The organism is Snodgrassella alvi (assembly GCF_040741455.2).
Taxonomy (GTDB): Bacteria; Pseudomonadota; Gammaproteobacteria; order Burkholderiales; family Neisseriaceae; genus Snodgrassella; species Snodgrassella alvi_E.
Genome location: NZ_CP160328.2, coordinates 1,547,339 through 1,572,616 on the forward strand (window position 1 = coordinate 1,547,339; position 25,278 = coordinate 1,572,616).

A 25,278-nucleotide genomic window follows, 5' to 3' on the forward strand; every position below is an offset into this window, starting at 1 on the left:
TGGAAGTAGAAGAAACATGATCAATCCATTAACTGCCTTGTCACCGCTGGATGGGCGATATGCCTCGGCTGTCTCTGAATTACGGCCAATTTTTTCTGAATACGGTCTGATACATGCTCGCATAAAAGTTGAGCTGGAATGGCTCAAAGCACTGGCTGCCGAAGCCGCAATTAGTGAAGTTCCACCCTTTACTGCCGCTACTGTTGCCGAAATCGACGGCGTAATTGCGGATTTTTCAGTTGAAGATGCGCAGGCAGTCAAAGCTATCGAGGCTACAACCAACCATGATGTAAAAGCCATCGAATACTGGCTGAAACAGCGTTTTGCTAATGTCCCCGAAGTGCTGGCCGTGAGTGAATTCATTCATTTTTCCTGTACCAGTGAAGACATCAATAATTTATCGCATGCACTAATGCTGAAACAGGCTCGTGACGAAGTATTGCTGCCGAAACTTTGCGAGCTGATTGAGGAATTGCGTCAGCTGGCACATACTCATGCTGCCTTACCGATGATGTGCCGAACACATGGGCAGCCTGCTACACCTAGTACGCTAGGTAAGGAAATTGCCAATGTGGTGGCGCGTCTTCAGCGCCAGATTCAATCAGTTCAGCAACAACAGTTTCTGGGCAAAATTAATGGAGCGGTCGGTAATTACAATGCGCATCTGGTCGCTTATCCAGATATAGATTGGGAAGGCCATTGCCGCCGTTTTGTTGAATATAATCTGGGACTGACATTTAATCCTTATACCATCCAAATAGAGCCGCATGATTATATGGCCGAATTTTTCCAGAACATTAGTCGTATCAATACCATTCTGATTGATTTTAACCGCGATATTTGGGGTTATATCTCAATCGGCTACTTTAAGCAGAAAGTGAAAGCCGGAGAAGTTGGTTCCTCCACCATGCCACATAAAGTCAATCCGATTGATTTTGAAAATTCAGAAGGTAATCTGGGTATGGCTAATGCCATACTGGGTTTCCTGGCCGAAAAGCTTCCAGTATCGCGCTGGCAGCGTGATCTAACTGACAGTACTGTATTGAGAAATATGGGCGTTGGTTTCGGCTACACCATTCTCGGGTTAATCTCGCATTTACGTGGATTGCATAAACTGGAAATCAATGAAGCTGCATTTGCTGCTGATTTAGAGGCAACATGGGAATTACTGGCTGAACCAATTCAGACGGTTATGCGTCGCTATGGCGTAGCCAATCCCTACGAGCAGCTCAAAGAGCTTACCCGTGGCAAACACGGCATCACGCCACAAAGTTTACAGGCATTTATCAGCCAGCTTGCTATTCCGGACAACGCCAAAGCACAATTGCTGGCGCTGACTCCGTCATTATATGTTGGTAAAGCGCAAGAACTGGCAGAGCGCATTTAAAACAATACAAGTAGAAGGTGGGCATAGCCCGCCTTTTTTTATTTATGGCCGTAAAATATTTTTATCCACAACTATACCCTTTCCGCTCAAATCTCATAGCTCAACGGTTGTTCAGCTTATTGCGGATAAATTAAAAACTAGCTCAGAATTAAGAATTTTGTGGATAATTAGCCAGTTCAATCAAATTATTATCCGGATCACGAATATAAATTGAAGTCATTTTTCCACAGGCACCATGTCGGCTACTGGGTTGCTTCTCCAGCGGGATATGATGCTCCTGCAAAATAGCTATCACTTCATCCAGCGATTGTTCCACGATAAAACACAAATCTGCTGAGCCTGGCGTAGGATAAAGTGCTTTCGGATTAAACTCATGTCCTTGCTGGTGTAAATTAATTTTCATTTCGCCAAAATGCAGAGCAGTACGATTGTCGGCAAACCTACTTTCGCGCATGCCCAGTATCTTTGTATAAAAAGCAGTTGAAGCCTGAATATCTTTAACTGTCAAAACCAGATGATCCAGCGTTTTAATTTGCATTACCGGCTCCTTAAATAGCATTCCACAGAATTTCTGCCGAAAAATAACTTTTAATTATTGATTATATTATAAAAAATAAAATTTTCTCAAACAGCAGATAAAGCAAAAATTATTGTATAAGGTCAAAATACCTTATTTGTAAGCAAATATTTTTATCAATTAGAATGCTATTTTTTTAATGATTATAGGCAGTGCTGCAAGCATTAAAAAATTCAAATGACTTTATCCAGAAACAAAAAAATAAACAATAATATTTTTATGCTTAAAGAATAAATGATTTGTCAGAAATTAATAAAAAAGCCAATGCCATTTGTAGCATTGGCTTAAATAAGTCAGGTGTTTTATTCCATACGTAATTCTGCTGCACGAGCATGAGCCGTCAGTCCCTCACCATGCGCTAGAATACTGGCAATCTGTCCCAATTGCTTCGCTCCCTGCGCAGATACCTGAATTAGGCTGCTACGTTTCTGAAAATCGTAGACACCCAGAGGAGATGCAAAACGAGCAGTACGGCTGGTCGGTAAAACATGATTGGGCCCAGCACAATAATCGCCAAGACTTTCACTGGTATACTGACCCATAAATATAGCACCGGCATGGCGTATTTTCGGTGCCCATTCCTGCGGATTGGCTACTGAAAGCTCCAGATGTTCCGGAGCCAAATAATTGGCAATTTCACAGGCTTCTTCCAGATTCTGCACTTGAATAATGGCTCCGCGATTAGCCAGCGATGCTTCAATAATGGCTTTACGTGGCATCTCTTTCATGAGCGTCTGCATTTGTGCTTCTACTTCAGATGCATAGTTTGCATCCGTAGTAATCAGAATTGCCTGAGCGATTTCATCATGTTCTGATTGACTAAACAAATCCATCGCCACCCATTTAGCCGGCGTGGTGCCATCGGCAATAACCAATATCTCGCTCGGGCCTGCAACCATATCGATACCTACCACACCAAACACCCGCCGTTTGGCAGCAGCCACATAAGCATTGCCTGGGCCGGTAATTTTATCGACTTGCACAATACTTTCCGTACCATATGCCAGCGCTGCCACAGCTTGTGCCCCGCCGATGGTAAAAACTTGTGTGACTCCGGCTACATAAGCAGCACCCAGTACAATATCATTGCGTTCCCCGTTTGGCATGGGCACGACCATAATGATTTCTTTTACTCCTGCCACATGTGCCGGCATCGCATTCATTATCACCGAGCTTGGATAAGCTGCCTTGCCGCCGGGAACATAAATACCCACTCGATCCAGCGCACTAATCTGCTGTCCCAGTAAAGTACCGTTTTCATCTTCATATTGCCATGATTGTTGTTTCTGGTGCTGGTGATAGCTCTCAATCCGTTTTGCCGCCGTTTGCAAAGCAGACTGAACATCTGCAGGCAGCCGTGCAAATGCCGCAGCCAAATCGGCCTGACTTAAAGTCAGGTCAGCCATGGATTGTGCCTGTGTGTGGTCAAAGCGATTGGTATATTCGACTACTGCTGCATCACCACGTTTCTGTACATCTGCACATATAGCAGCCACTGCTGCATCCACTTGAGGATCCTGTGCGGTTTCAAATGCCTGAAGGGCAGTCAACTGAGCCTTAAAGTCAGTATCCTGCGAAGAAATATATTTCATACCTTTGTATAACGGGCAGCCTATGCTGCCCGATCCTGATAGATTTAATTAAATATTATTACCGAAATTATCATCATCCACATCGATAACCGGAGACTTTGTTTTAGCTGCTAGCTCATGTGCTGGAATGGTATTGCCATCTACTTCAACATCATACGGTTTGACTACCCGTACTCTCAGACCACGGCCGGCCTTGCGGCTGTCGATCCATTCATTGCTGATGGCGGAAATAGCATTATTGGCATTATCAAAGCCATAGTCTTTAGCGTTGAACCCACCATCACTGGTTACCAGCTCTCGTGCGACCGAGCTTACTGTTGCCCAGCCTTCAATATCACAGGTTCGTTCAATCGCTTTCTGTACCATCGGTACCAGACGGTTCCAATAATGCTGGCTGGAAGTTTCGCCAGAAGAACGATTGGATTTAGCAGTACGGCTGTTGAAACCAGTTTTAGCTGGCCGGCCGCGGCCGCGACTGTTTTCTGATGTCGTCACCGCTGTTTCAAATACAGCTTTGCGAGGACGGCCACGGCCGCGCTTAGTCTGATCATCACGGCTTTTATCGAAGCTGGTGAATTCAGGCGCCTGAGTTTCAATTTGTACCAATACCGGTTGAGTATTCTTCGTTTTTTCTTCCGGCTCAATCTTGACACTCACCTTTTCCGCCGGTGATGATTTGCTGACAGCCGGAATCGTAATCACCAAAGGTGCGTCATTGTTCTGCTGGAAAGCAGCCGGTTCAGCAACTGGAGCAAAAGATTTATTTTCTGTTTTCGGCAGCAGATTATTACTGCGTTTTTTCAAACGCAGCCATAAATGATTTCCATGCATCTGCGTTTCAAAAATATCGATAGCATTAATCAGATAGGACAATTTAGTATAGCCGTAATTACGAGCATCAAAATCAGAATTAACCTTATTGATGTATTGTCCCACTACCCCCAGCGACGTCCAGCCATCATCATCAGCATGTTCCTTCACTGCATTGCGAAACAGATTCATCAATGCTGTGTCCTGCTTCAGTTCAGTCGGAGATTTACGCTTGTTGCGGAATATAGGTGTCTGGGATTTGTCTTCACCAAGTTCTACTGTTGTATGGCTAAGCAGATTTTCAGTATAAATAAATTTATCACAGGCTTTACGAAAAGATTCAGGCGTTTTCTTTTGCCCGAAACCATAAACAGTCAGGCCATTTTCACGAATGCGTGATGCTAAACGGGTAAAATCACTGTCGCTGGACACAATACAAAAACCATCAAAAGTATTGCTGTAAAGTAAATCCATCGCATCAATAACCATGGCCATGTCGGTGGCATTTTTTCCCTTTGTGTAGGCAAACTGCTGCACCGGTGTAATAGCATGCGGAAGCAATGCATCTTTCCATTTGGATAGGCCACTGCTCCAGTCACCATAGATTCGTTTGACACTGGCAATACCATATTTGGCAATTTCTTCCAGTAGAGATTCAACCGTACTGGCTGAAGTGTTGTCTGCATCTATAAGTACTGCCAGTTTGGCCGAATTTTCCGTTGTCATTTAAATAATTCCTGTTCAATATAAATAAAACTAAATTTTTTGATTTTTTGCCTGTGCAAAAACATCAATAATTGGTTGTATACATGAATATTTCAATTTTAAAGCTGCCTTATTCACCACCAGCCGGCTGGATATATCCACCACATGCTCTACAGCCTGTAGATTATTTGCCTGTAATGTATTACCGGTAGAAACCAGATCAACAATTGCATCAGCCAAGCCCACCAGCGGTGCCAGTTCCATCGATCCATACAGCTTAATCAAATCAGTATGTACACCTTTACCGGCAAAATGTTCTGCCGCTATATTCGGATATTTAGTAGCTACCCGCAAACGGCAGCCGGGCTGCGAAGCTGCCGCATAATCAAAACCTTTTCGTACGGCTACCATCATCCGGCAGCGGGCAATATTCAAATCCAGAGGCTGATATAGGCCATCTCCATCATGTTCAATTAAAACATCTTTTCCCGCAATTCCAAAATCAGCTGCACCATATTGCACATAAGTAGGCACATCTGTTGCCCGCACAATAATTAAGCGGATATTGTTATGATTCGTATTAATAATCAGTTTGCGGGATGACTCCGGGTCTTCAATAGCCTTAATCCCCGCTGCTGCCAGCAAAGGCAGCGTTTCTTCATAAATACGACCTTTAGATAACGCAATGGTTAATTGTGCAGTCATTTTTTTATCAGTATCTAGACACTGCAAAAATCTTTAGCTATAAATTTATTATTGCGTAAAAATTAATTTGCATATTATAAAAATATTAATTACATAATTTTAATCTAACAATTGTTTCATGTCATGAGCCAATTGTGTTGCTGTCTGGCTGTGTGGTTCATACACCACGGTATGTCCCTGTTTGTCCAGCAAATATGTCCCAGTACTATGATCCAGCTGATAGTCTTTTGCACTACTACCTGCTACTTTATGTACCGCAATTTTATATTGGGTAATAACACTATTAAGCGCCTGCAAACGCGATTTGTCTACCGTTAAACCGATAAAATTCGGATTAAATGCTGGTGCATACTCAGACATAACTTGCGGTGTATCGCGCAGAGGGTCAAGTGTAATAAATAGCACCTGTACTTGCTTACTCTTTTCTCCTAACTGATTTATCGCATCCGCATAAGCCAGCAGATTAGTGGGGCATACATCTGGACAATGCGTGTAGCCGAATACCAGTGCAACCACTTTACCGCGAAAATCACGCAAATGTACTGATTTACCTTTGCCATCCAGCAAAGAAAAATCATCTCCGCCCAGACCGGCATCGCGCACATCGCTTCCTTCAAAAGAATATTGCTGATGCTGCGGCATATCTGCACTGGCAGCCGGCTTGGCTGTAGAAGCCGGTACTTGCGGCTGACATGCTGATAGCATGATTGCCGAAACGATTAACGCCGCAGATAAATGGATTTTAAACATAAATTGATTTGTATTACAAAATTGTACTTTATAATGTTCAGCTAAAAAATACAATACAGATTTTTAATTTTAAATTAATAAGTAAAATATAAAAAAATCCAAATATAAAATCAATATTTTATTCATAAATAATTAAAAAAATTCCCTACCAAGAAAAAAACCTTTACAACTATAGAAAATCCGTTATAATGCCGATTCTTCGCTAGCCCAGATGGCGAAATTGGTAGACGCAGGGGACTCAAAATCCCCCGCCGCAAGGTGTGACGGTTCGAGTCCGTCTCTGGGCACCAGATTTAAAAAACCGCTGAAATCAGCGGTTTTTTTACGTCTGCCGCCTGTAAAGACAACAAAATAAAAGCAGCACAAAATATTTGCCGCCCAAATCATTACCATGTATAAACTTCAACAAAAACGTTTACACAAAAGTGATTAAAATAAATATTGGCAGATATAAGCAATAAACTGAGTAGAATGAAAAATATCTTAAAAGAACCAAACATCAATCAGCAGGGCAGATATAGCTAAAATATATGCCAGTCTAAATTATTAAAATTGACTACAAAATGATTATTAAGCAAATTGATAGTAAACAAGAGGATTTAGAAATATTGCAACAGCTCCGGCAGCGGCCTGATTTATCACCGCAAACGCAGCGGAAAATTGAGCAACGCATCCGTTTATTGTGTGCTGGCATCAAAGGTGAAGAAGAGTCAGCCTATCTAATGCAATTTCATTTTGGAAATCATCCAGATTGGGTAATTATCAACGATTTAAGGCTGCAGTTTCAAAATAAAGTAGCTCAGATAGACCATTTACTGATTAATCGCCATTTGCAGATATTTGTTTGTGAAAGCAAACGAATAGCCGGTGAATTGATAATCAATGAATTTGGTGAATTTTCGCGCCGATATAATAATGGGCAAGGACAAGGCATGCCTTCACCACTGGAACAAAACAAACGCCATATCAGTATCCTGAAACAATTGTTACAAAAAAAGCGGATTCAATGCCCCAGTCTTTGCGGCTTGTATTTTAAGCCTTTGATATATAGTCTAATATTAATATCAAACGATAGCTCTATCCGGCGCCCGAAAAAAACAATATCTGGACTAGATAACATTATAAAGAATGAGCAGTTGCAAGAAAAAGTAAAGCAGTTGAGTAAACCTTTAGGCATATTCAGCATTATTCGCACTGTTTCCCGTAGCCGGCTAGAAGAATTTGCCCATCAGTTGGTCAAACTACATCATCCACAAAAGCATGACTGGTTGGCATGTTTTGGATTAAATAAAATAAATAACCATTCAGCCAATATTGCTACGTCTCCACAGCCGCAAACAGAAACCCTAACCCCAGTGAAAAAGTTTGTCAGCTATTTTTGCGTAGCTTGTCGTAAAAATATTAGCCCAGATGCTGCCAATTATTGCTGGAATCATAAAAACATATTCGGCGGCAAAGCCTATTGTTATCAATGCCAGCAAATAATTAGACAAAAGCAGCAATAATATCCTGTGCACTGCAATTTCCGTATACAGTCATAAAACAGTAGCATTTTGTTTAAAAAAATTTAGTAACTGCAAAAAAATATTCAACAATACTTTTTCTAAATTATCAGATAACACCAACTACATACAGAAATTAAACTGTGGTTAGGAAATGGTAATGATTTACAGCATGGCTGTCATAGCAGCACACTATCAAGGATAATAAACTGTATAAAATTAAATATCTGAATTATTATACAAATATCGTAGTTAAGTAACAGGAGCCAATCATGAATATTGCTGATATTTCTAAACAGCGTTATACCACGAAACATTATGACAAAACCCGCACAATACCACCTGAACAATTAGCTCAGTTATTTGAAGTAATTAGAAACAGTCCCTCATCGGTTAATTCACAACCTTGGCATTTTTTTGTAGTAGATAACGATACTGCGCGGGAAAAAATCATGCCAGCCATCCTAGAACTGAATCATCCGCGTGTCGCTGATGCATCCCATACATTAATATTTTGTGCCAAAAAACCGTTGGACGAAAAGCATTTACAGCAGGTGTTGGCACAAGAAGAAAAAGATGGCCGTTTCGGTGAAGGAGAAGTAAAAGAAATGATGGACAAAGGTCGCCATTTCTTTGTAAATAAAAACAGTTCTACTCCGCAAAGCCAGCTTGAATGGGAAAGTAAACAGCTTTATATCGTGCTAGGGCAACTATTATTTGCGGCCACGGCTGTCGGCATCGATTCTACAGCTATTGAAGGATTTGATGACCAGAAAATGGATGAAATACTTGGTCTACCGCAGCAAGGTCTGAAAAGCGTTTTGGTGGTATGTCTAGGCTATCGTGCAGCCCATGACAGTAATGCCAGCCGCCCAAAATCCCGCTTACCGGAACAAGAGATTTTTACGCATTTATAATAATCAGATCTGACTGTCTTCAGACAGCTTCAAGGGCAGTTACATGTAGCCTATATTGCGTAACTGCCCAATTATTTTTTTATAGCTGGATTGCCGATGACTACTTAAAAGTGGATTTATTTAATCGATAAATAGCCAGTGAGAATAATAAGCACAAATAAATATCTTCATTCTGACCAGAAAATCATATTAAAAATTTCGAATTCCCTGTTCACAGATAAAAAACGGTATTCTGATATCGTGTTTTTCCGATTCTATTTTACCAATTAACTGGCATTTAAAACCCACGCCGGTCAATCTCAAATGCCATGGTGGTAAAGCTGCAAGCGTAGCATCATAATAACCTCCACCCTGACCAAGCCGGTTACCCTGCTGGTCAATGCCAAGTAAAGGGACAATAACTGTGTTTAAGCTGCGGGCGCGTAGGCGTGGTCCGCCAAACTGCGGAATTGTCTTCCGTCTGCGCTTAAGCCCATGCAAAATCAAATAGCGAGCTGTAGCAGGCTGTCGTGGTAGGTGCGGGCAACGTGTAAACCATAATTGGCGCTGCTTGGGTGCAATACTGGGTAAATAGACTTCAGCTCCGCGGTGCTGTGCCGTGGCAATAAAAGACCACAATGATAATTCGCTACCAATGGCCCAGTACGCTGCAATCCGTTTTCCACGTCTTATCAAGGGATAAAGCAGGCGGTTAATTTGCGATGTAGCCTCTTTACGGAGCTCCGGCTTTATTTGTTGCCGTTGCTGTCGCAAATAGCGGCGTAGTAATGTTTTATCGTAATGCTGGTGCATAAATAAAATAGACGGCTTAATAAATTGATTAACAGAGGTAGTATAGTGCACTTGCCGAAACAGCTTTTTTTCTGTATCATCCGAACGTTTTACCTCGGTAAAAATAAATAACGCTCGCACCGTACGCGAAAGGGTGCTCTTTAATTTATAGAGTTCTATGCGTGGCGGTGTCAGGCTTTAACCCTTTAAGGATAGATATTATGTCACAAATTACTATGCGCCAGATGCTGGAAGCAGGCGTACATTTTGGCCACCAAACCCGCTACTGGAACCCGAAAATGGCTGAATACATTTTCGGTGCGCGTAACAAAATTCATATCATCAATCTGGAAAAAACCCTGCCGCTGTTTATTGAAGCACAGGATGTTGTGCGCCGTCTGGCTGCCAACAAAGGCACCGTATTATTTGTTGGTACTAAACGTCAGGCTCGTGATATTGTTAAGGAAGAAGCAACCCGTGCTGGTGCACCTTACGTAGATCATCGCTGGTTGGGTGGTATGCTCACCAACTACAAAACCGTTAAACAGTCTATCAAACGTCTGGAAGAAAAAACCGCTGCGCTGGAAAATGCTACAGAAGCTGGCTATGGCAAAAAAGAAGTGCTGGAAATGCAGCGTGAAGTAGCCAAACTGGAACGTTCTTTGGGCGGTATCAAAGACATGAAAGGTCTTCCGGATGCTATTTTCGTTATCGATACCGGCTATCAAAAAGGTACACTGGTAGAAGCCGCTAAACTGGGTATTCCAGTTATCGCTGTGGTCGACACCAACAATAGCCCTGACGACGTTAAATATGTAATTCCCGGTAATGATGACTCAGCTAAAGCCATCCGTCTGTATTGTCGCGGTATTGCTGATGCTATTCTGGAAGGCAAAGCCCAATCATTGCAGGAAGTGGTTCAGGCTGCTCAGGCTGCTGAGGAAAAACAGGCTGCAGCAACTGCCGAATAATTAGCTCTTTCGTATTTTTCGTAAAAGAAGGGGGACATTAGTGCCCCTTTTTTTAAAGTATTTTTTCAGTCTGATATCCATCAGGCTGAGTATAATCAAGTTTAAGGAGTAAAACATGGCTGCAATTACTGCAAAAATGGTTGGTGATTTGCGTGCTGCTACTGGTCTGGGCATGATGGAATGCAAAAAAGCACTGGTGGAAGCCGAAGGTAACATGGAAAAAGCCGAAGAAATTTTGCGCATTAAATCCGGTGCCAAAGCTGGTAAATTGGCTGGACGTACAGCTGCAGAAGGCGTGGTTGCCGAATATGTAGATGGTAAAGTAGGTGCCGTAGCCGAAATCAACTGTGAAACGGACTTTGTTGCCAAAGATACCAGCTTCATGGCGTTTGCTCAGGCTGTGGCCAAAGCCGTTGCCGTACATAATCCAGCTAGTCTGGAAGCCTTGGCTGAAGCTAAAACCGACGACGGTGTAACTATTGAAGAAGCCCGCAAAGCTGTGATTGCCAAACTGGGTGAAAACATCACCGTGCGCCGCTTTGAACGCATTGAAACCGACAATAGTCTGGTTACCTATATGCACGGTACCAAAATCGGCGTATTGGTTGAGCACAAAGGTGGTGATACTCAGGCTATTCGCCAGGTGGCCATGCACATCGCAGCTTCCAAGCCACAGTGTGTCTCTGCTGCTGAAGTAAATCCGGAAATTGTGGCTAAAGAACGCCACATTTATGAAGAACAAGCTGCTGCTTCCGGCAAGCCGGCAAACATCATTGAAAAAATGGTGGAAGGCCGTGTACAGAAGTTTCTGGCAGAAGTAACTCTTCTAGGTCAGCAGTTTGTCATCAACCCTGACCAAACCGTGGAAAAATTTCTTAAAGAACAGAATGCCGAAATCAGCCGTTTTGTAGCTTTCCACGTAGGTGAAGGTATTGAGAAAAAAGAAGTAGATTACGCTGCTGAAGTAGCCGCTGCTTCTAAAGTATAGGGCAGTAAATGCCAAGGGCACTCTGGATTCAGATTTCTGAATCAGGGTGCTTTTTTTTGAGTTATCTCTTTCATCGCATTGAGATAGCTGAAATAAAAGTTCCCAATATATTTTGAAAATTATAGTAATAGCTGTTAAAAATCTAATGGCAATCAGATAGAAAGAATGATCATGACCAAACCAGCAAAATACAAGCGTGTATTATTGAAGCTATCCGGTGAATCCCTGATGGGGCCAGATGCTTTCGGTATCAACCGCGATACCATCATGCAAATCACCGCACAGGTTAAAGAAGTGGTCGAAATGGGGGTAGAAGTGGCTATCGTCATAGGTGGTGGTAACATCTTTCGTGGTATGGCTCAGTCTGCCAAAGGCATGGAGCGCGCCACCGCCGATTACATGGGCATGATGGCCACAGTAATGAACGCCCTTGCCTTAAAAGAAGCCTTCGAAACCCAGCAGATAAAGGCGCGTGTCCAGTCTGCCCTGAGTATGCAGCAGGTTGCCGAAACTTATGCGCGTCCCAAAGCCATCCAATATTTAGAAGAAGGTAAAGTGGTCATTTTTGCTGCCGGCACCGGCAATCCATTTTTTACCACCGATACTGCAGCCAGCCTACGTGGTGTGGAAATGAATTGTGATATTATGTTAAAAGCAACCAATGTAGACGGTGTATATACGGCCGACCCCAAAACCAATCCAGAGGCTAGACGTTATCAGCAAATCACCTTTGATGAAGCAATCAGCCAGAATTTAAAAGTGATGGATGCCACAGCCTTTGCCTTATGTCGTGAGCAGAAATTGAATATTGTGGTGTTCGGCATCTTCAAACCGGGTGCATTAAAAAAAGTCATCATGGGTGAAGATGAAGGTACACTGGTGCATGTTTAAAAATCGCCAGACAGATTAACTTAACTTGAGTTGACGCGTATAACTGCGTTAGTATGCGCGTTTGCCATTTTCTGGTTGCCGAAATTTCAACAAATTGAAATAAATGCAATCAGTTCAGACAGGAATGTTCATGATTAACGAAATTCAACACACCGCTGAAACAAAAATGCAGAAATCCTTGGATGTATTGCGCGATAATCTGGCAAAAGTTCGTACCGGCCGTGCACATACCGGTCTGCTGGATCAGGTAGAAGTAGAATACTACGGCAGCATGGTTTCTGTAAGTCAGGTAGCCAGCATAACTCTGCTGGATGCCCGTACTATCGGTGTTAAACCCTTTGAAAGTAAAATGGCCGCCGTTATCGAAAAAGCCATCCGCAATTCCAATCTCGGACTGAATCCAGCTGCCATGGGTGATTTGATACGCGTGCCGATGCCAATGCTTACTGAAGAGCGCCGAAAGGATCTAATAAAAGTAGTACGTGGCGAAGTAGAAGATGGTCGCGTTGTGGTACGTAATGTTCGTCGTGATGCCAATAATGACCTCAAACGTCTACTCAAAGACAAAGAAATCAGCGAAGATGAAGCCCGCCGCGGTGAAGAAGGCATTCAGAAGCTGACTGATAAATACATAGCTGAAATTGATAAAATGCTGGCAACCAAAGAAGCCGACCTGATGGCCATTTAAGCTTGTAAATCCCCGTAAAGGATGTATCTTGACTACCAGTAGTACCCAAACCGTGCCAGAACACACAGACATACCTCGTCACATTGCCGTTATCATGGATGGAAACGGGCGCTGGGCCAAAAAACGGTTGATGCCCCGTATCATGGGGCATAAAAAAGGTCTGGAAATGCTGGAAGACATGACAGCAAACTGTGCCCGTATGGGTGTCGAGTATCTGACTGTTTTTGCTTTTTCAACCGAAAACTGGCGGCGGCCGGTAGATGAAGTTAACTTCCTGATGAATCTGTTTCTGCAATCCTTACAGAAACGTGTACAGAAATTGCATAAAAACAACCTGCGCCTGCGAGTTATCGGTGATCGTAGCCGGTTTGCTGCAGAAATTGTACAAGGTATTGAAGATGCTGAAGCATTAACTGCAGCCAATACCGGCCTTACTCTGACCATTGCTGCAGATTACGGTGGTCGCTGGGATATTCTGCATGCAGCCAATCAGGCCATTCAGGCAGGAGCTACCGAGCTAACTGAAAGCAGCATTTTGCCCTATCTTTCACTTGGCGATGCACCAGAACCAGACCTGTTCATCCGCACCGGTGGTGAAACACGTATCAGTAATTTTCTCTTATGGCAACTAGCCTACACCGAATTATATTTTACACCGGTGCTGTGGCCAGATTTTGACGAAGACCATCTGGCTACTGCCATCCGCTCCTATCAGGTGCGGGAGCGGCGCTTTGGTAGAACTTCGGAGCAGCTGCCTCTTACTCAACAGCGTCCCTGACATATGCTCAAACAACGTATTCTCACTGCACTAATCCTGTTGCCCTTAATGATAGGTATGTTGTTTGGGGCCAATAACAGCTTATGGGCTGCTTTCAGTGGCCTCATTGCATTGCTGGCTTTATGGGAATATGCCCGTATTGTCCATTTCACCCATGTACAAAACCTACTCTATTTGCTGCTGAGTGCAGCAGGTGGTTTCTGCCTGTATCTTTATCATCAACAGACTTACACACCTGTATGGTTACAGATAGTTGTATTGCTGTTTTGGCTGATAATCGTCCCCTTCTGGTTAAAATTTAAATGGAAAGTTAAAGCAAACTTGCTTGGTGTATTGACAGGTTGGATATTAATGTTGCCTTTCTGGCAAGCTTTAATTTCTCTGCGTCCAGATGCCAGATCAGCCACTGCACTACTGTCGATCATGGCTTTAGTATGGATTGCTGATATTGCCGCCTATTTTGTTGGCCGGACATTCGGTAAACGTAAACTAGCACCGACCATCAGCCCGAATAAAAGTTGGGAAGGGGCAATAGGTGCCGTATTCTGCGTTGCAATATATACATTAATATTGCAGCAGCGCGGATGGCTACCTGTTAATCTGCCGGCGTGGCAAACCATGATTCTGGCAGCTATTCTGACCGCTGTCAGTATCTGTGGCGATTTGCTTGAAAGCTGGCTCAAACGTGCAGGTGGTGTAAAAGACAGTAGCAAGCTTCTGCCTGGACATGGCGGTGTATTCGATCGGGTAGATTCCCTGATAGCCGTACTCAGCGTTTATGCCGCTTTAGTGGTTTGTTTTAATATAAAGTGATTTACTGATGAATGGTTGTAAACCGATATCAATTACCATTCTGGGTGCTACCGGCAGCATAGGCCTGAATACGCTAGATGTTATAGGCCGCCATCCCGAACGCTTTGTTGTCTTTGCTTTGACAGCGCACCAGCAAATTGATCGTTTGGCCGAATTGTGTTTTCGTTTCCAACCGATGTACGCAGTGGTAGCCACCGCCCAGCAGGCCTGCGTATTGCAGGCGCAATTACAGACAGCGGCACTGAAAACCGAAGTATTGTATGGTGAGCAGGCGCTGTGTGAAGTGGCACAGGCCAGTGAAACAGATGCTGTAATGGCTGCTATTGTTGGCGCGGCCGGACTTAAACCGACTCTTGCTGCAGCAAAAGCCGGTAAAATCATATATCTGGCCAATAAAGAGACTTTAGTAGTGGCTGGTGCCTTATTCATGCAAACTGTACAGCAGTACGGTGCGCGTCTATTACCGGTTGATAGCGAACATAATGCCATCTTTCAGTCTTTGCCTGCTGATTATCAGGGTAATCCTCAACTGGCTGGCGTGGAATCGCTGATTTTAACGGCTTCAGGTGGCCCCTTTCTGCATACACCGTTAGATGAATTTGCCACAATTACCCCAGAAGCTGCTATAAACCATCCTAACTGGAAAATGGGACGTAAAATTTCAGTGGATTCTGCCAGCATGATGAACAAAGGGCTTGAACTGATAGAAGCTCGCTGGCTATTCAATGTAACAGCTAAACAGCTGGAAGTAGTTATCCATCCACAAAGTGTGATACACAGTATGGTACGCTATATTGATGGTTCTGTACTGGCACAAATGGGCAAGCCGGACATGCGCATACCGATTGCGCACTGTCTGGGTTTGCCAGATAGAATTGTTTCAGGCGTCAAACAACTGGATTTTACGCGTTTAAGTGGCTTAAACTTTTTTGCACCGGATTTTGTACGCTTTCCCTGCCTGAAATTGGCATATGATGTACTGAACAGCAGCAATGACGCCAGCTCTTGTGTCCTGAATGCAGCTAATGAAATTGCCGTGGCCGCTTTTCTGGATGAGCAGATTCGGTTTACTGAATTGGCACAGGTCGTTGAAAGCTGCCTGCAGCAATTCAGCGGCTCTACAGCAGCATCCATCGAAGAATTTCTGTTTCTGGATGAGCAGGTGCGCAGTGCTGCTAAAACATGGGTGGCCGGTAGGGCTGCCAGCTGAATACAGGATAAACCATGTTACTAACCATAGTTGCTTTTATCGTAGCCATTTTACTTCTGGTCAGTTTGCATGAATTAGGCCATCTGCTGGTAGCGCGCTGGTGTGGTGTAAAAGTGCTGCGATTTAGCATCGGTTTTGGTAAACCCTTCTATTCTATCAAACGTGCCAACATTGAATGGTGTCTGGCTCCCATTCCGTTAGGCGGTTATGTCAAAATGGTAGACACACGGGAAGGGGAGGTCAGTGAGGCTGATTTACCTTTTGCCTTTGACCGTCAGCATCCTCTGAAACGAATTGCTATCGTCATTGCCGGTCCATTAACCAACTTGATTCTAGCGATAATTTTGTATGCGGCCAGTTTCAGCATCGGCGGTATTACTCAGATGCGGCCATGGGTTGGGATGGTAGAGCCAGCAAGTGTAGCAGCAGATGCCGGTTTTCGGTCTGGTGACCGTATTTTAAGTGTGAATGGACAGCCAGTTACCGATTGGTCAGATGCTCAAGCCAAAATCATGCTTGATCTGGATGCTGGCAAAGTTTTGGTAGATGTCATCAGCGCCGCAGGACAACCTGGAAAGCGTCTGTTCAACATTGCTGGTACCGAAGCAGCGGCTAATGTAGCTAAAACAGGATATCTTGGTATCGTGCCGTTTAAAGTAATCAACCAGATAGGCATGGTCGTACCTGACAGCGTAGCTGCCAAAGCAGGTCTGCAAGCCGGGGACATATTGTTAACCATAAATGGCCGCAAAATTAGTAACTGGCAGGAATGGGTGGATAATATCCGAGCCAGTGCCGGAGCGCGACTAGATATTAGTTATCAACGCAATGGACAAATTCAACATACCAGTCTGCGCCCTGAGTCTGTACTCGACAACGGCACCATCATCGGCCAGGTTGGTGTTGGAGCCATGCGTGATAAAGCATGGGATCGCCAGATACGCCAACATTATCAGCCCAGTTTTTTTCAATCAGTGCAGCTGGCTATGCAGCGCACATGGGATTACATTACACTCACTCTTTCCATGTTTGCCAAATTACTCACTGGTCAGGCATCCTTACATTATTTATCCGGTCCCCTGACCATAGCTGATGTGGCTGGAAAAACTGCAGCCATGGGCTGGCAGAGCTATACTGAATTTTTGGCTTTGGTCAGTGTCAGTCTGGGTGTACTGAATTTATTACCCGTTCCCGTGTTAGACGGCGGGCATTTATTGTATTATGCGATCGAATGGATTCGCGGCAAGCCCCTCAGTTTACGCATTCAGGAAATGGGGCTGCGTTTTGGTATTGCTGCCATGTTAATGTTGATGCTGGTGGCTTTCTTCAATGATATTACCCGCTTGTTTGGATGAATGATGAAATTAAAACAGATAACTGTCAGTTTAATGGCCTTAGGCCTGTCTTCACTGGCTTTGGCAGTCGAACCGTTTACCATAAAAGACATTCGGGTAGAAGGTTTACAGCGTACCGCACCGACAACCGTTTTCAGTTACCTGCCAGTTAAAATCGGTGATACATTCAATGATGCCGAAGGTGCAGAAATCATTAAAAAATTATACGCTACCGGTTTTTTTGATGATGTTCGAGTGGAAACAATGGGGAATCAGGTTCTCCTGACAGTTGTTGAACGCCCGATTATCAGTAGCTTTGATGTTACCGGCGGTAAATCAATCAACAATAACGATATCAAGAAAAATCTTAGTAATTTTGGTCTGGGTCAGTCACGTGTCTTTAATCCAGCCACACTAGAGCAAGCCCTGCATGGCCTGCAGGATGCATATCATCAACGAGGTAAGAATGCGGTTAAAATCACTCCCAAAGTGACTCGGCTTGAACGTAACCGTGTAGCACTCGAACTAAAAATTGATGAAGGTCCTACTACTACCATCAAGTCTATTAACTTCAGCGGCAACCAACAGTTTTCCGCCCATACCTTGCGCAATCAGATGTCTTTAAGCCAGAAAAGCTGGACCAGCTGGTTGACCCGTGATGACCGCTACTCTGACAGTCAGCTACAGCAGGATCTGGATAAAATCAATAACTTCTATCAAGATCATGGCTATCTGAATTTCCGCATTGCCGATGTCAAAGTTAATAGCAGTGAAGACAAAACGGCGCAAATGATTAATATCAGCGTAAACGAAGGTTCTCGCTATCGTTGGGGCAAGGTAACCATAAGCGGAGACACACGCGAAGTACCCATAGATTCATTGCAGAAGCTGGTTAAAATCAAACAAGGCAAATGGTACAACCGTTCCAAAATGATTGATATCATTAAAGCCATTCAGGAAAAAATGGGTAGTTCTGGCTATGCTTTCTGTCAGGTAGATGTTCGACCCATCCCGAATGAACAAACACACGTTGTAGATTTCGTACTCAACGTCGTGCCAGACCGTAAAGTATATGTCAATCAAATCAACATTACCGGTAACAACAAAACCCGTGATGAAGTTTTGCGGCGTGAGTTAAGACAGATGGAACGCGCACCCTATGACGTATCCAAAATCAATCGTTCCAAAGAACGCATACAGCAACTGGGCTATTTTGATAATGCGCAAGTAGATGTCAAACCAGTGGCCGGTACACCCGATCAGGTTGACCTGGATATGAGCGTGAAAGAACGCTCTACCGGCTCCATCAATGTTGGCGCGGGCTGGGCTCAAGATGACGGCCTGCTCCTGTCGGCCGGTATTTCTCAGGACAATCTTTTTGGCACCGGTAAATCAGCCAGTCTGCAATTATCACGTTCCAAGGTAAATCAGGTTGCTGCCTTGTCCTTTACCGATCCGTACTTCACCCCCGACGGCGTCAGTCTAGGTTACAACGTCTATTATCGTGGTTACAACCCTAGCAAATCTGACAGTAATTCCATGGATTATAAAACCACCACAATTGGTGCAGCTATGACCATGGGTGTACCCATTACTGAATATGACCGCGTAAACTTCAGCTTGGGTGCAGAACATCTCGCTGTTAACCTGTATGGCGACTATGCCCCTCAACGTTATGCTGAATTTGTTCAGAAATACGGAAAAGATAACTGGATATTTAAAGGTACCGTAGGCTGGGGACGTAATACCACAGACAGCGCATTATGGCCCACGCGCGGCTACATAATGAATGCTAATATTGACAGCGGTTTACCAGGTGGTGATTTACAATATTACAGCCTAAGCCATGACCAGCGCTGGTATTTCCCAGTTAGCAAAAACTTTACCGTCATGCTGTACGGACAGCTTGGTTATGCCGATGGCTATGGTAAAACCAAAGATCTGCCATTTATGTATGCCTTCAATGGCGGTGGTTTGGGTTCTGTGCGCGGTTATGAGTCCGGCACATTAGGTCCGAAATATTTCAATCGTTACAGTGATGGTTCCTATAGCAGTGATTCCAGCAGTTATGGTGGTAATTATATCGCCACAGCTACTGCTGAACTGTTATTCCCGTTTCCTGGTATTAAAGATCAGCATACAGTCCGCTTGAGTATGTTTGCTGATGCCGGTAGCGTATGGGACAACAAAACTTATAACTATTTTGACGAAAAAAACCCTTATGGTGGTTCCAAAACCCATAAATCCAGCTTTGGCAACGAAGTACGTTATTCAGCTGGTCTGGCTGTAACATGGTTATCACCCATGGGGCCATTAAAATTCAGTTATGCTTATCCGATACACAAAAAACCGGAAGACCAGTTACAGCGCTTCCAGTTTCAGTTAGGAACCACGTTCTAATCGCAGTCAGATAAGGACTAACACATGCTTAAAAAAATTTTTTTAACATTCGTAGTTACTCTGTTTTCATACAATTTGGTATGGGCAGAAAGCATACAGAAACTTGGCTTTATTGATACTGGTCGAGTCTATCAGCAATCAATTCAGGCTCAATCTATTCAGAAAGACTTGGATAAAGAATTTGCTCCGAGGCAGAAAAAATTGCAAGCCATGCAGACTGAAGGTCTGAAATTAAAAGAAGCGATTGAATCTGGAAAAATTCCTGTCGCTGAACGAGAAAACAAAATTAAGCAAATGCTGCAAATGGATGAGCAATATAAAACAGCAGCAGCAGAACTAGCAGAAGATTACAATTTGCGCCGCAACGAAGAGTTTGCTTCACTTCAGCAAAATGCCAACAAAGTTATCATCGATATGGCAAGAAAAGAAGGTTATGATCTAATCATACAAGATGCCATATTTGTTAATAGCAAATTTGACATCACTGATGCCGTCATCAAAGCACTTAATGCGCAGAAACAGTAAGGTAAAAAATGGCTGAAAATCACCTAACTGCCTCAGCTTTGGTTAAACAACTGGGTGGGGAACTGCGTGGCGATGATGTCATTCTCACCCGCATTACTTCATTGCAACAGGCACAGGAGCATGATATCAGCTTCCTGAGCAACCCCCGTTTGCGGGAAGATGCAGTAGCCAGCCGTGCAGGCGTCTTAATTGTTACCGAAAAATCAGCGGCAGCACTAGTGGGACGTACACTGATCATTACTGATGATCCTTATCTCTATTTTGCTCGTGTAGCGCGTCTGTTTCATCCATTCCAACAAGCTAGGTCGGGAATTCATCCGAGCGCCATCATCGCACCATCAGCACAAATTGCCGACAGTTGTGAAATCGGAGCTAACGTTGTTATAGGAGAACGTTGCGTTATCGGTGAACACACACGCGTTCTGGCAGGTACGGTCATCGAAGAAGACTGCATCATAGGTAATGATTGCGTCATTCACGCCAACGTTACCATTTATCATGGTTGTCAGCTAGGCAACCGTGTTGAACTGCATTCCGGTTGTGTCATCGGTGCCGATGGATTTGGTTTTGCCTGGGATAAACAAAAAAATGAATGGTTTAAAATCGTTCAGACCGGTTGCGTGATTTTGGGGGATGATGTCGATATCGGTGCTAATACCACCATTGATCGCGGTGCCATCGAAAACACCATTGTTGAAAAAGATGCCAAAATCGACAATCAGGTAATGATAGGCCATAACGGTAAAATTGGTGCTCATGTTGCTATTGTTGCCTGTACCGGCATAGCTGGCAGCACAGAAGTCGGTGATTTTTCCGTAATCGGTGGTGCAGCGATGATAGGTGGTCATTTGAATATACCGCCCAAAACAACTATAGGCGCAGCTACTGCTGTCAGCCACAGCATTAAAGAAAGCGGTTACTACGCCTCTATTTTCCCATTACAAAAACACAATGACTGGGTGAAAAATGCCGCACACATTCGGCATTTACACGAAATGAACCAGAAAATAAAAGCTTTGGAACACCAGTTAGCCGAGCTAAACGGCAATTCATCAAACCAACAGGATTAACGCAATGGATTGGTCTCTACCTTTAGACGTTCGAACACTTCAGAAATTATTGCCTCACCGCTATCCATTTCTACTGATTGATCGTGTCACAGCTTACGACAGTGAAGCCATGACCTTAAGTGCAATCAAAAATGTTACCGCTAACGAACCCTTTTTTCTAGGTCATTTCCCTGATTTCCCAGTTATGCCTGGTGTACTCATCATCGAAGCCATGGCTCAGGCCTGCGGTACACTGGCTATCCTGAATCACGGTGGACGGGAAGATGATGAAATTTATTTTTTTGTTGGCATAGATAATGCCCGTTTCAAACGCCAGGTCATACCAGGAGATCAGCTTAGGTTTGAAGTTAATCTTGTGGCTAACAAACGGGATATCGGAAAATTCAAGGCAGTAGCTTGGGTGGATAATCAGATAGCCGCAGAGGCAGATATCATGTGTGCTAAACGAAAAGTTGATAAATAAAAGTTATCCAACAGCCACAAATATTCATGACTTTTATAAAATTTATAATAGTATCATTAATCACTTATGATTAAACTGGTCGTAAATCACGAATGTAGGAAATATACATGACGCAGATTCACCCCACAGCCATTATTGATCCCAAAGCCGAACTCGATAGTAGCGTATCTGTGGGTGCTTATACCGTAATTGGTGCCAATGTGCAGATTGGTGCTGATACCGATATTGGACCGCATGTTGTCATAGACGGGCATACCACTATTGGAGAAGGGAACCGTATTTTTCAGTTTGCTTCGCTCGGAGCAATACCACAGGATAAAAAATACCGTGGGGAGCCCACACGACTGATTATCGGTAACCATAACACTATTCGTGAATTCACTACATTCAATACCGGTACTGTTACCGGTATTGGAGAAACCCGCATTGGTGACGACAACTGGATAATGGCCTATGTCCATCTTGCGCATGATTGCGTCGTTGGCAGTCACACAGTCTTTGCCAACAATGCGTCACTAGCTGGTCACGTAGTGATAGGTGACTATGTAATACTGGGCGGGTTTTCACTTGTACATCAATTTTGTCATATCGGCGATTATGCCATGACAGCTTTCGCAGCTGGTGTACATAAAGATGTGCCACCATATGTCATGGCAGCCGGATATCGTGCTGAGCCAGCAGGACTCAATACCGAAGGCTTGAGGCGACATAAATTCACAGCAGACCAAATTGCCAACATCAAACGCATCTACAAAATTCTTTACCGGCAAGGATTAAGTTATACCGAGGCTAAGTCCAGAATTATTACAGAAGCAGATACAGCAGCGGAATTACATATCTTTAAAGAATTCTTTACTCATTCAACCCGTGGCGTCATTCGCTAAAACAGCATAAATAAAACTGGTAGATTATAAAATCTACCAGTTTTATTTATTAAATCCAGCTTTGCCTGTATAAAGTTATTATCACATTTCAACGCAGATTTATTATTGTTTAATATAAATTTTATCCAGTCCAGCCGACAATTTTATTATCCAGCATAATAAATAATTTTATCTTTCATATAAAAGTTCTGATTGGATACCTGCTTCTATAATTTCATAGCAATTACACAAAATTTTAATAAAAAAATTTAACCCTGTTTATAGTAAATACATATTTAGCTTTGCCAACAAAAGTGTGCAGAATAGTTAAAATCACTAAGGAATTTTTATATTCATGAGCAAATAAATGGCTTAAATTGATAACCAATTTCATTAAAAATATGAAGCTGAACAAAAAAGGACTTTCTTTTATAAGAAAGTGCATCAATCTTCCAGTAAAATTAGTCTGTATTACAAATCCAAATTAAACCTCTACTTGTCTTCTGTAACAAAGCCAACCTTCACCAAACCTGCATCCCGTGCTGCAGCCAAGACCTGAGCAACATGATCATAAGCAACATGTTTATCAGCAGCTATTGCCAATACCACATCAGGATTAGCCTGCACTTCTGAATGTAAATTATTTTGTAGCTGTGTCAATGTAAGAGACTTGTCACCTAGCTTATATTCTCCATCAGCCCCAATCGATAATCGCAATGGTGCTTTGGGCTCAGCCTTTTGCTGCGAATTTGCTGTAGTAGGCAAGGTTAATGGTATAGAGTGAGTCAGTACCGGCATGGTAATCATAAACACAATTAACAGTACCAGCATCACATCAACCAGCGGCGTTACATTGATATCTGCTGACTCATGAACCTCATCATCGCTAAAATGACCAAATGCCATCACTTATTCCCCATTATTTAATAGCTGCGCATGCAGGTCATGAGCAAAACCATCCAGATCACGACTTAAATTTTTCTTGCTGCGAACCAAACCGTTATAAAACAACAAAGCCGGAATAGCAGCAAACAAACCAATGGCGGTAGAAATCAGCGCCTCCCCTATGGGACCAGCAACAGCAGCAATACTCATTTGCCCACTATGCCCGATATTAATTAAAGCATGATAAATACCCCATACCGTACCAAAGAGCCCGATAAAAGGCGCACTCGAACTAATAGAAGCCAGAACGGTTAATCCGCTTTCATAGCGCCGTAAAATCTGCTCCATACTATTGCGAATCTGGCTGGTAAGATAGCGATTAAAAGGCATTGCCGCAGCTAAAGAATGATTAGCCTGATCATGATACAGCTTGCTCGCACGCAGAGCATCCCGGGTAAGACTTGCAACCGGAGACTGATTATCAGCCAATTCATGTTGTAACTGAGTCAGATTTTCTGCTGAAGCAAAACAATTTAAAGCAGTGCGATTATCCCGTCTGGCACACCATAAGCTCCAGCAACGCATCAATGCAATAATCCAGGTCATAATGCTCATCAGGACAAGAATGGCTAAAACAGTCAGCAAAATCCAGCCACTCTGAGCATAAATTGAAGCAATATTACCGTCCATAAGAATAATTACCTTCAAAGTTAATAATGATTTAATTAAATCATCTAAATAGATATAAAAACTAAATTACCGCTAGCCACTCTTAATTAGGCATTCTAAAAGCAACATTAAAATGATATTTATACGGAATAGGTATACCGCCACGAGTAGCCGGTTTAAATCGATATTTCAGTACAGCCTGTTTGGCTGAACGATCCAAGCGGCTAAATCCACTACTTTTGCTGATTGCTACATCTAGGGGTTTACCATCTGCAGATACTGATACAGTGATTCCAACAACTCCTTCTTCACCGTTATTCATCGATTCAGGTGGATAAACAGGCCGTAAGGCAGCTAGATAGCCGCCCTGATAGTCTTTGGGTACCACTAAACTACCGCCAGCTTGGTCAGCGTTATTTTTATTACTTGTAGATGTTGAGTCAGATTTACCTTCATTATTAGAAGAAATAGAGGCAGATGAATTATTTTCAGAAGTCGGCTTGATAAGACTGGGTTTCGCCGTTGTGGGTATTAGTTTAGGCTTATCTTCTTTAGTAGGATTAACATTAAATTCACTTTGTCTTTTAATCGAAGCCACAGGTTTAATTATCGATTTATCCGATATCACTTTCTTAGTTGCCGAAACCTTCATGATTTGTTTCTGTACGACAGGTTGTTTAGTTGGTGAACTAGGTGCAACATCTGGAATAGCCTGATGTCCACTCATACCTAAATCGACAAAACTAAGGGATTGTATTTTTGTGTCAATATCAATTTTTTGAGAATGAATAGCAATTGCCCAGAATAAAAGCACATGCATGCTGAGAACAAAAACAACAATCAAAAAATTGGCTTTACGTTGGTTTTCCATATTTTGATTATGATAATAGAAACCATTCCTATTTGCAACATGACTTAACACTAAAACACATGCCTATTCTGATAGTGCAAACTAAGAAATTTACGATGATTAGAGCCAAGCTAGCTAAATATTAAGCTCCATTACCAAGCAAA

At 43.1% G+C, this 25,278-nt stretch carries 25 protein-coding genes and 1 tRNA gene; 17 read left to right on the forward strand and 9 right to left on the reverse strand.

Annotated features, from left to right (window positions below):
- Positions 1 to 16 precede the first annotated feature (16 nt).
- Positions 17 to 1,387 (forward strand): adenylosuccinate lyase, encoded by a 1,371-nt coding sequence (purB, locus tag ABU615_RS06945; RefSeq protein WP_370388739.1) that lies wholly within the window; start codon positions 17 to 19, stop codon positions 1,385 to 1,387.
- Positions 1,388 to 1,535: 148 nt separating this feature from the next.
- Here the strand turns inward: purB and ABU615_RS06950 are convergent, their stop codons facing one another.
- From ABU615_RS06950 to ABU615_RS06970, 5 genes are all read right to left on the reverse strand, one after another.
- Positions 1,536 to 1,925, reverse strand: a complete 390-nt coding sequence (locus ABU615_RS06950; protein ID WP_267391000.1) for a VOC family protein — start codon at positions 1,923 to 1,925, stop codon at positions 1,536 to 1,538.
- Between the two features lie 341 nt (positions 1,926 to 2,266).
- Entirely contained in the window at positions 2,267 to 3,556 is a 1,290-nt protein-coding gene (hisD, locus tag ABU615_RS06955) for a histidinol dehydrogenase (RefSeq protein WP_367490145.1), read from the reverse strand.
- Between the two features lie 48 nt (positions 3,557 to 3,604).
- Entirely contained in the window at positions 3,605 to 5,092 is a 1,488-nt protein-coding gene (locus ABU615_RS06960) for an NYN domain-containing protein (RefSeq protein WP_370387669.1), read from the reverse strand.
- 30 nt (positions 5,093 to 5,122) lie between these two features.
- On the reverse strand, positions 5,123 to 5,776 hold the full coding sequence (gene hisG / locus ABU615_RS06965; RefSeq protein ID WP_100141009.1) for an ATP phosphoribosyltransferase: 654 nt from the start codon (positions 5,774 to 5,776) through the stop codon (positions 5,123 to 5,125).
- A 99-nt stretch (positions 5,777 to 5,875) separates the two neighbouring features.
- A complete protein-coding gene (locus tag ABU615_RS06970) occupies positions 5,876 to 6,526 on the reverse strand; it encodes an SCO family protein (RefSeq protein ID WP_370386663.1) in 651 nt (216 codons plus the stop codon).
- Positions 6,527 to 6,731: 205 nt separating this feature from the next.
- Between ABU615_RS06970 and ABU615_RS06975 the strand changes: the two genes are divergently transcribed.
- The 3 genes from ABU615_RS06975 to nfsB all read left to right on the forward strand — a co-directional run bounded on the left by ABU615_RS06975 (position 6,732) and on the right by nfsB (position 8,945).
- A tRNA-Leu gene (locus ABU615_RS06975) sits at positions 6,732 to 6,816 on the forward strand.
- A 273-nt stretch (positions 6,817 to 7,089) separates the two neighbouring features.
- The gene (locus ABU615_RS06980) at positions 7,090 to 8,031 is read left to right on the forward strand and encodes a nuclease-related domain-containing protein (RefSeq protein WP_370388740.1); all 942 of its coding nucleotides are present in this window, start codon (positions 7,090 to 7,092) and stop codon (positions 8,029 to 8,031) included.
- Positions 8,032 to 8,300: 269 nt separating this feature from the next.
- Positions 8,301 to 8,945 carry an oxygen-insensitive NAD(P)H nitroreductase gene (gene nfsB / locus ABU615_RS06985; protein ID WP_100151464.1) on the forward strand — a complete coding sequence of 215 codons (645 nt, stop codon included), beginning with the start codon at positions 8,301 to 8,303 and terminating at the stop codon, positions 8,943 to 8,945.
- A gap of 189 nt (positions 8,946 to 9,134) precedes the next feature.
- Here the strand turns inward: nfsB and ABU615_RS06990 are convergent, their stop codons facing one another.
- On the reverse strand, positions 9,135 to 9,737 hold the full coding sequence (locus tag ABU615_RS06990) for a 5-formyltetrahydrofolate cyclo-ligase (protein ID WP_267408703.1): 603 nt from the start codon (positions 9,735 to 9,737) through the stop codon (positions 9,135 to 9,137).
- Positions 9,738 to 9,937: 200 nt separating this feature from the next.
- Here ABU615_RS06990 and rpsB point away from each other — a divergent pair, with 200 nt between their 5' ends.
- From rpsB to lpxA, 13 genes are all read left to right on the forward strand, one after another.
- Positions 9,938 to 10,687: a 30S ribosomal protein S2 gene (gene rpsB, locus ABU615_RS06995; RefSeq protein ID WP_100141004.1), complete on the forward strand. Its 750-nt coding sequence runs from the start codon at positions 9,938 to 9,940 to the stop codon at positions 10,685 to 10,687.
- A gap of 115 nt (positions 10,688 to 10,802) precedes the next feature.
- Positions 10,803 to 11,675 (forward strand): translation elongation factor Ts, encoded by an 873-nt coding sequence (gene tsf / locus ABU615_RS07000; RefSeq protein ID WP_367490131.1) that lies wholly within the window; start codon positions 10,803 to 10,805, stop codon positions 11,673 to 11,675.
- Positions 11,676 to 11,846: 171 nt separating this feature from the next.
- Positions 11,847 to 12,566 (forward strand): UMP kinase, encoded by a 720-nt coding sequence (gene pyrH / locus ABU615_RS07005; protein WP_100141002.1) that lies wholly within the window; start codon positions 11,847 to 11,849, stop codon positions 12,564 to 12,566.
- A 130-nt stretch (positions 12,567 to 12,696) separates the two neighbouring features.
- A complete protein-coding gene (gene frr / locus ABU615_RS07010; protein ID WP_100141001.1) occupies positions 12,697 to 13,254 on the forward strand; it encodes a ribosome recycling factor in 558 nt (185 codons plus the stop codon).
- 28 nt (positions 13,255 to 13,282) lie between these two features.
- Positions 13,283 to 14,032: an isoprenyl transferase gene (locus ABU615_RS07015; RefSeq protein ID WP_100151462.1), complete on the forward strand. Its 750-nt coding sequence runs from the start codon at positions 13,283 to 13,285 to the stop codon at positions 14,030 to 14,032.
- Positions 14,033 to 14,035: 3 nt separating this feature from the next.
- The gene (locus ABU615_RS07020; RefSeq protein WP_367490129.1) at positions 14,036 to 14,845 is read left to right on the forward strand and encodes a phosphatidate cytidylyltransferase; all 810 of its coding nucleotides are present in this window, start codon (positions 14,036 to 14,038) and stop codon (positions 14,843 to 14,845) included.
- Positions 14,846 to 14,852: 7 nt separating this feature from the next.
- Positions 14,853 to 16,055, forward strand: a complete 1,203-nt coding sequence (gene ispC, locus ABU615_RS07025) for a 1-deoxy-D-xylulose-5-phosphate reductoisomerase (protein WP_370388741.1) — start codon at positions 14,853 to 14,855, stop codon at positions 16,053 to 16,055.
- 14 nt (positions 16,056 to 16,069) lie between these two features.
- Positions 16,070 to 17,410 (forward strand): RIP metalloprotease RseP, encoded by a 1,341-nt coding sequence (rseP, locus tag ABU615_RS07030; protein ID WP_370388742.1) that lies wholly within the window; start codon positions 16,070 to 16,072, stop codon positions 17,408 to 17,410.
- A 3-nt stretch (positions 17,411 to 17,413) separates the two neighbouring features.
- A complete protein-coding gene (bamA, locus tag ABU615_RS07035) occupies positions 17,414 to 19,789 on the forward strand; it encodes an outer membrane protein assembly factor BamA (RefSeq protein WP_100156584.1) in 2,376 nt (791 codons plus the stop codon).
- 24 nt (positions 19,790 to 19,813) lie between these two features.
- The gene (locus tag ABU615_RS07040; protein WP_367420833.1) at positions 19,814 to 20,314 is read left to right on the forward strand and encodes an OmpH family outer membrane protein; all 501 of its coding nucleotides are present in this window, start codon (positions 19,814 to 19,816) and stop codon (positions 20,312 to 20,314) included.
- An 8-nt stretch (positions 20,315 to 20,322) separates the two neighbouring features.
- Positions 20,323 to 21,384 carry a UDP-3-O-(3-hydroxymyristoyl)glucosamine N-acyltransferase gene (gene lpxD / locus ABU615_RS07045; protein ID WP_267391020.1) on the forward strand — a complete coding sequence of 354 codons (1,062 nt, stop codon included), beginning with the start codon at positions 20,323 to 20,325 and terminating at the stop codon, positions 21,382 to 21,384.
- Between the two features lie 4 nt (positions 21,385 to 21,388).
- Positions 21,389 to 21,847 carry a 3-hydroxyacyl-ACP dehydratase FabZ gene (fabZ, locus tag ABU615_RS07050; protein ID WP_267391021.1) on the forward strand — a complete coding sequence of 153 codons (459 nt, stop codon included), beginning with the start codon at positions 21,389 to 21,391 and terminating at the stop codon, positions 21,845 to 21,847.
- A gap of 107 nt (positions 21,848 to 21,954) precedes the next feature.
- Positions 21,955 to 22,731 (forward strand): acyl-ACP--UDP-N-acetylglucosamine O-acyltransferase, encoded by a 777-nt coding sequence (gene lpxA, locus ABU615_RS07055; protein ID WP_100151456.1) that lies wholly within the window; start codon positions 21,955 to 21,957, stop codon positions 22,729 to 22,731.
- A 471-nt stretch (positions 22,732 to 23,202) separates the two neighbouring features.
- Here lpxA and ABU615_RS07060 read toward each other — a convergent pair whose 3' ends face one another.
- The 3 genes from ABU615_RS07060 to ABU615_RS07070 form a co-directional block, all read right to left on the reverse strand.
- Positions 23,203 to 23,616 carry a biopolymer transporter ExbD gene (locus ABU615_RS07060; protein ID WP_100156581.1) on the reverse strand — a complete coding sequence of 138 codons (414 nt, stop codon included), beginning with the start codon at positions 23,614 to 23,616 and terminating at the stop codon, positions 23,203 to 23,205.
- A gap of 3 nt (positions 23,617 to 23,619) precedes the next feature.
- Positions 23,620 to 24,285 carry a MotA/TolQ/ExbB proton channel family protein gene (locus ABU615_RS07065; protein ID WP_100140989.1) on the reverse strand — a complete coding sequence of 222 codons (666 nt, stop codon included), beginning with the start codon at positions 24,283 to 24,285 and terminating at the stop codon, positions 23,620 to 23,622.
- Positions 24,286 to 24,367: 82 nt separating this feature from the next.
- Positions 24,368 to 25,186, reverse strand: coding sequence for an energy transducer TonB (locus ABU615_RS07070; protein ID WP_367490126.1), 819 nt, complete (start codon positions 25,184 to 25,186; stop codon positions 24,368 to 24,370).
- Between the last annotated feature and the right edge of the window lie 92 nt (positions 25,187 to 25,278).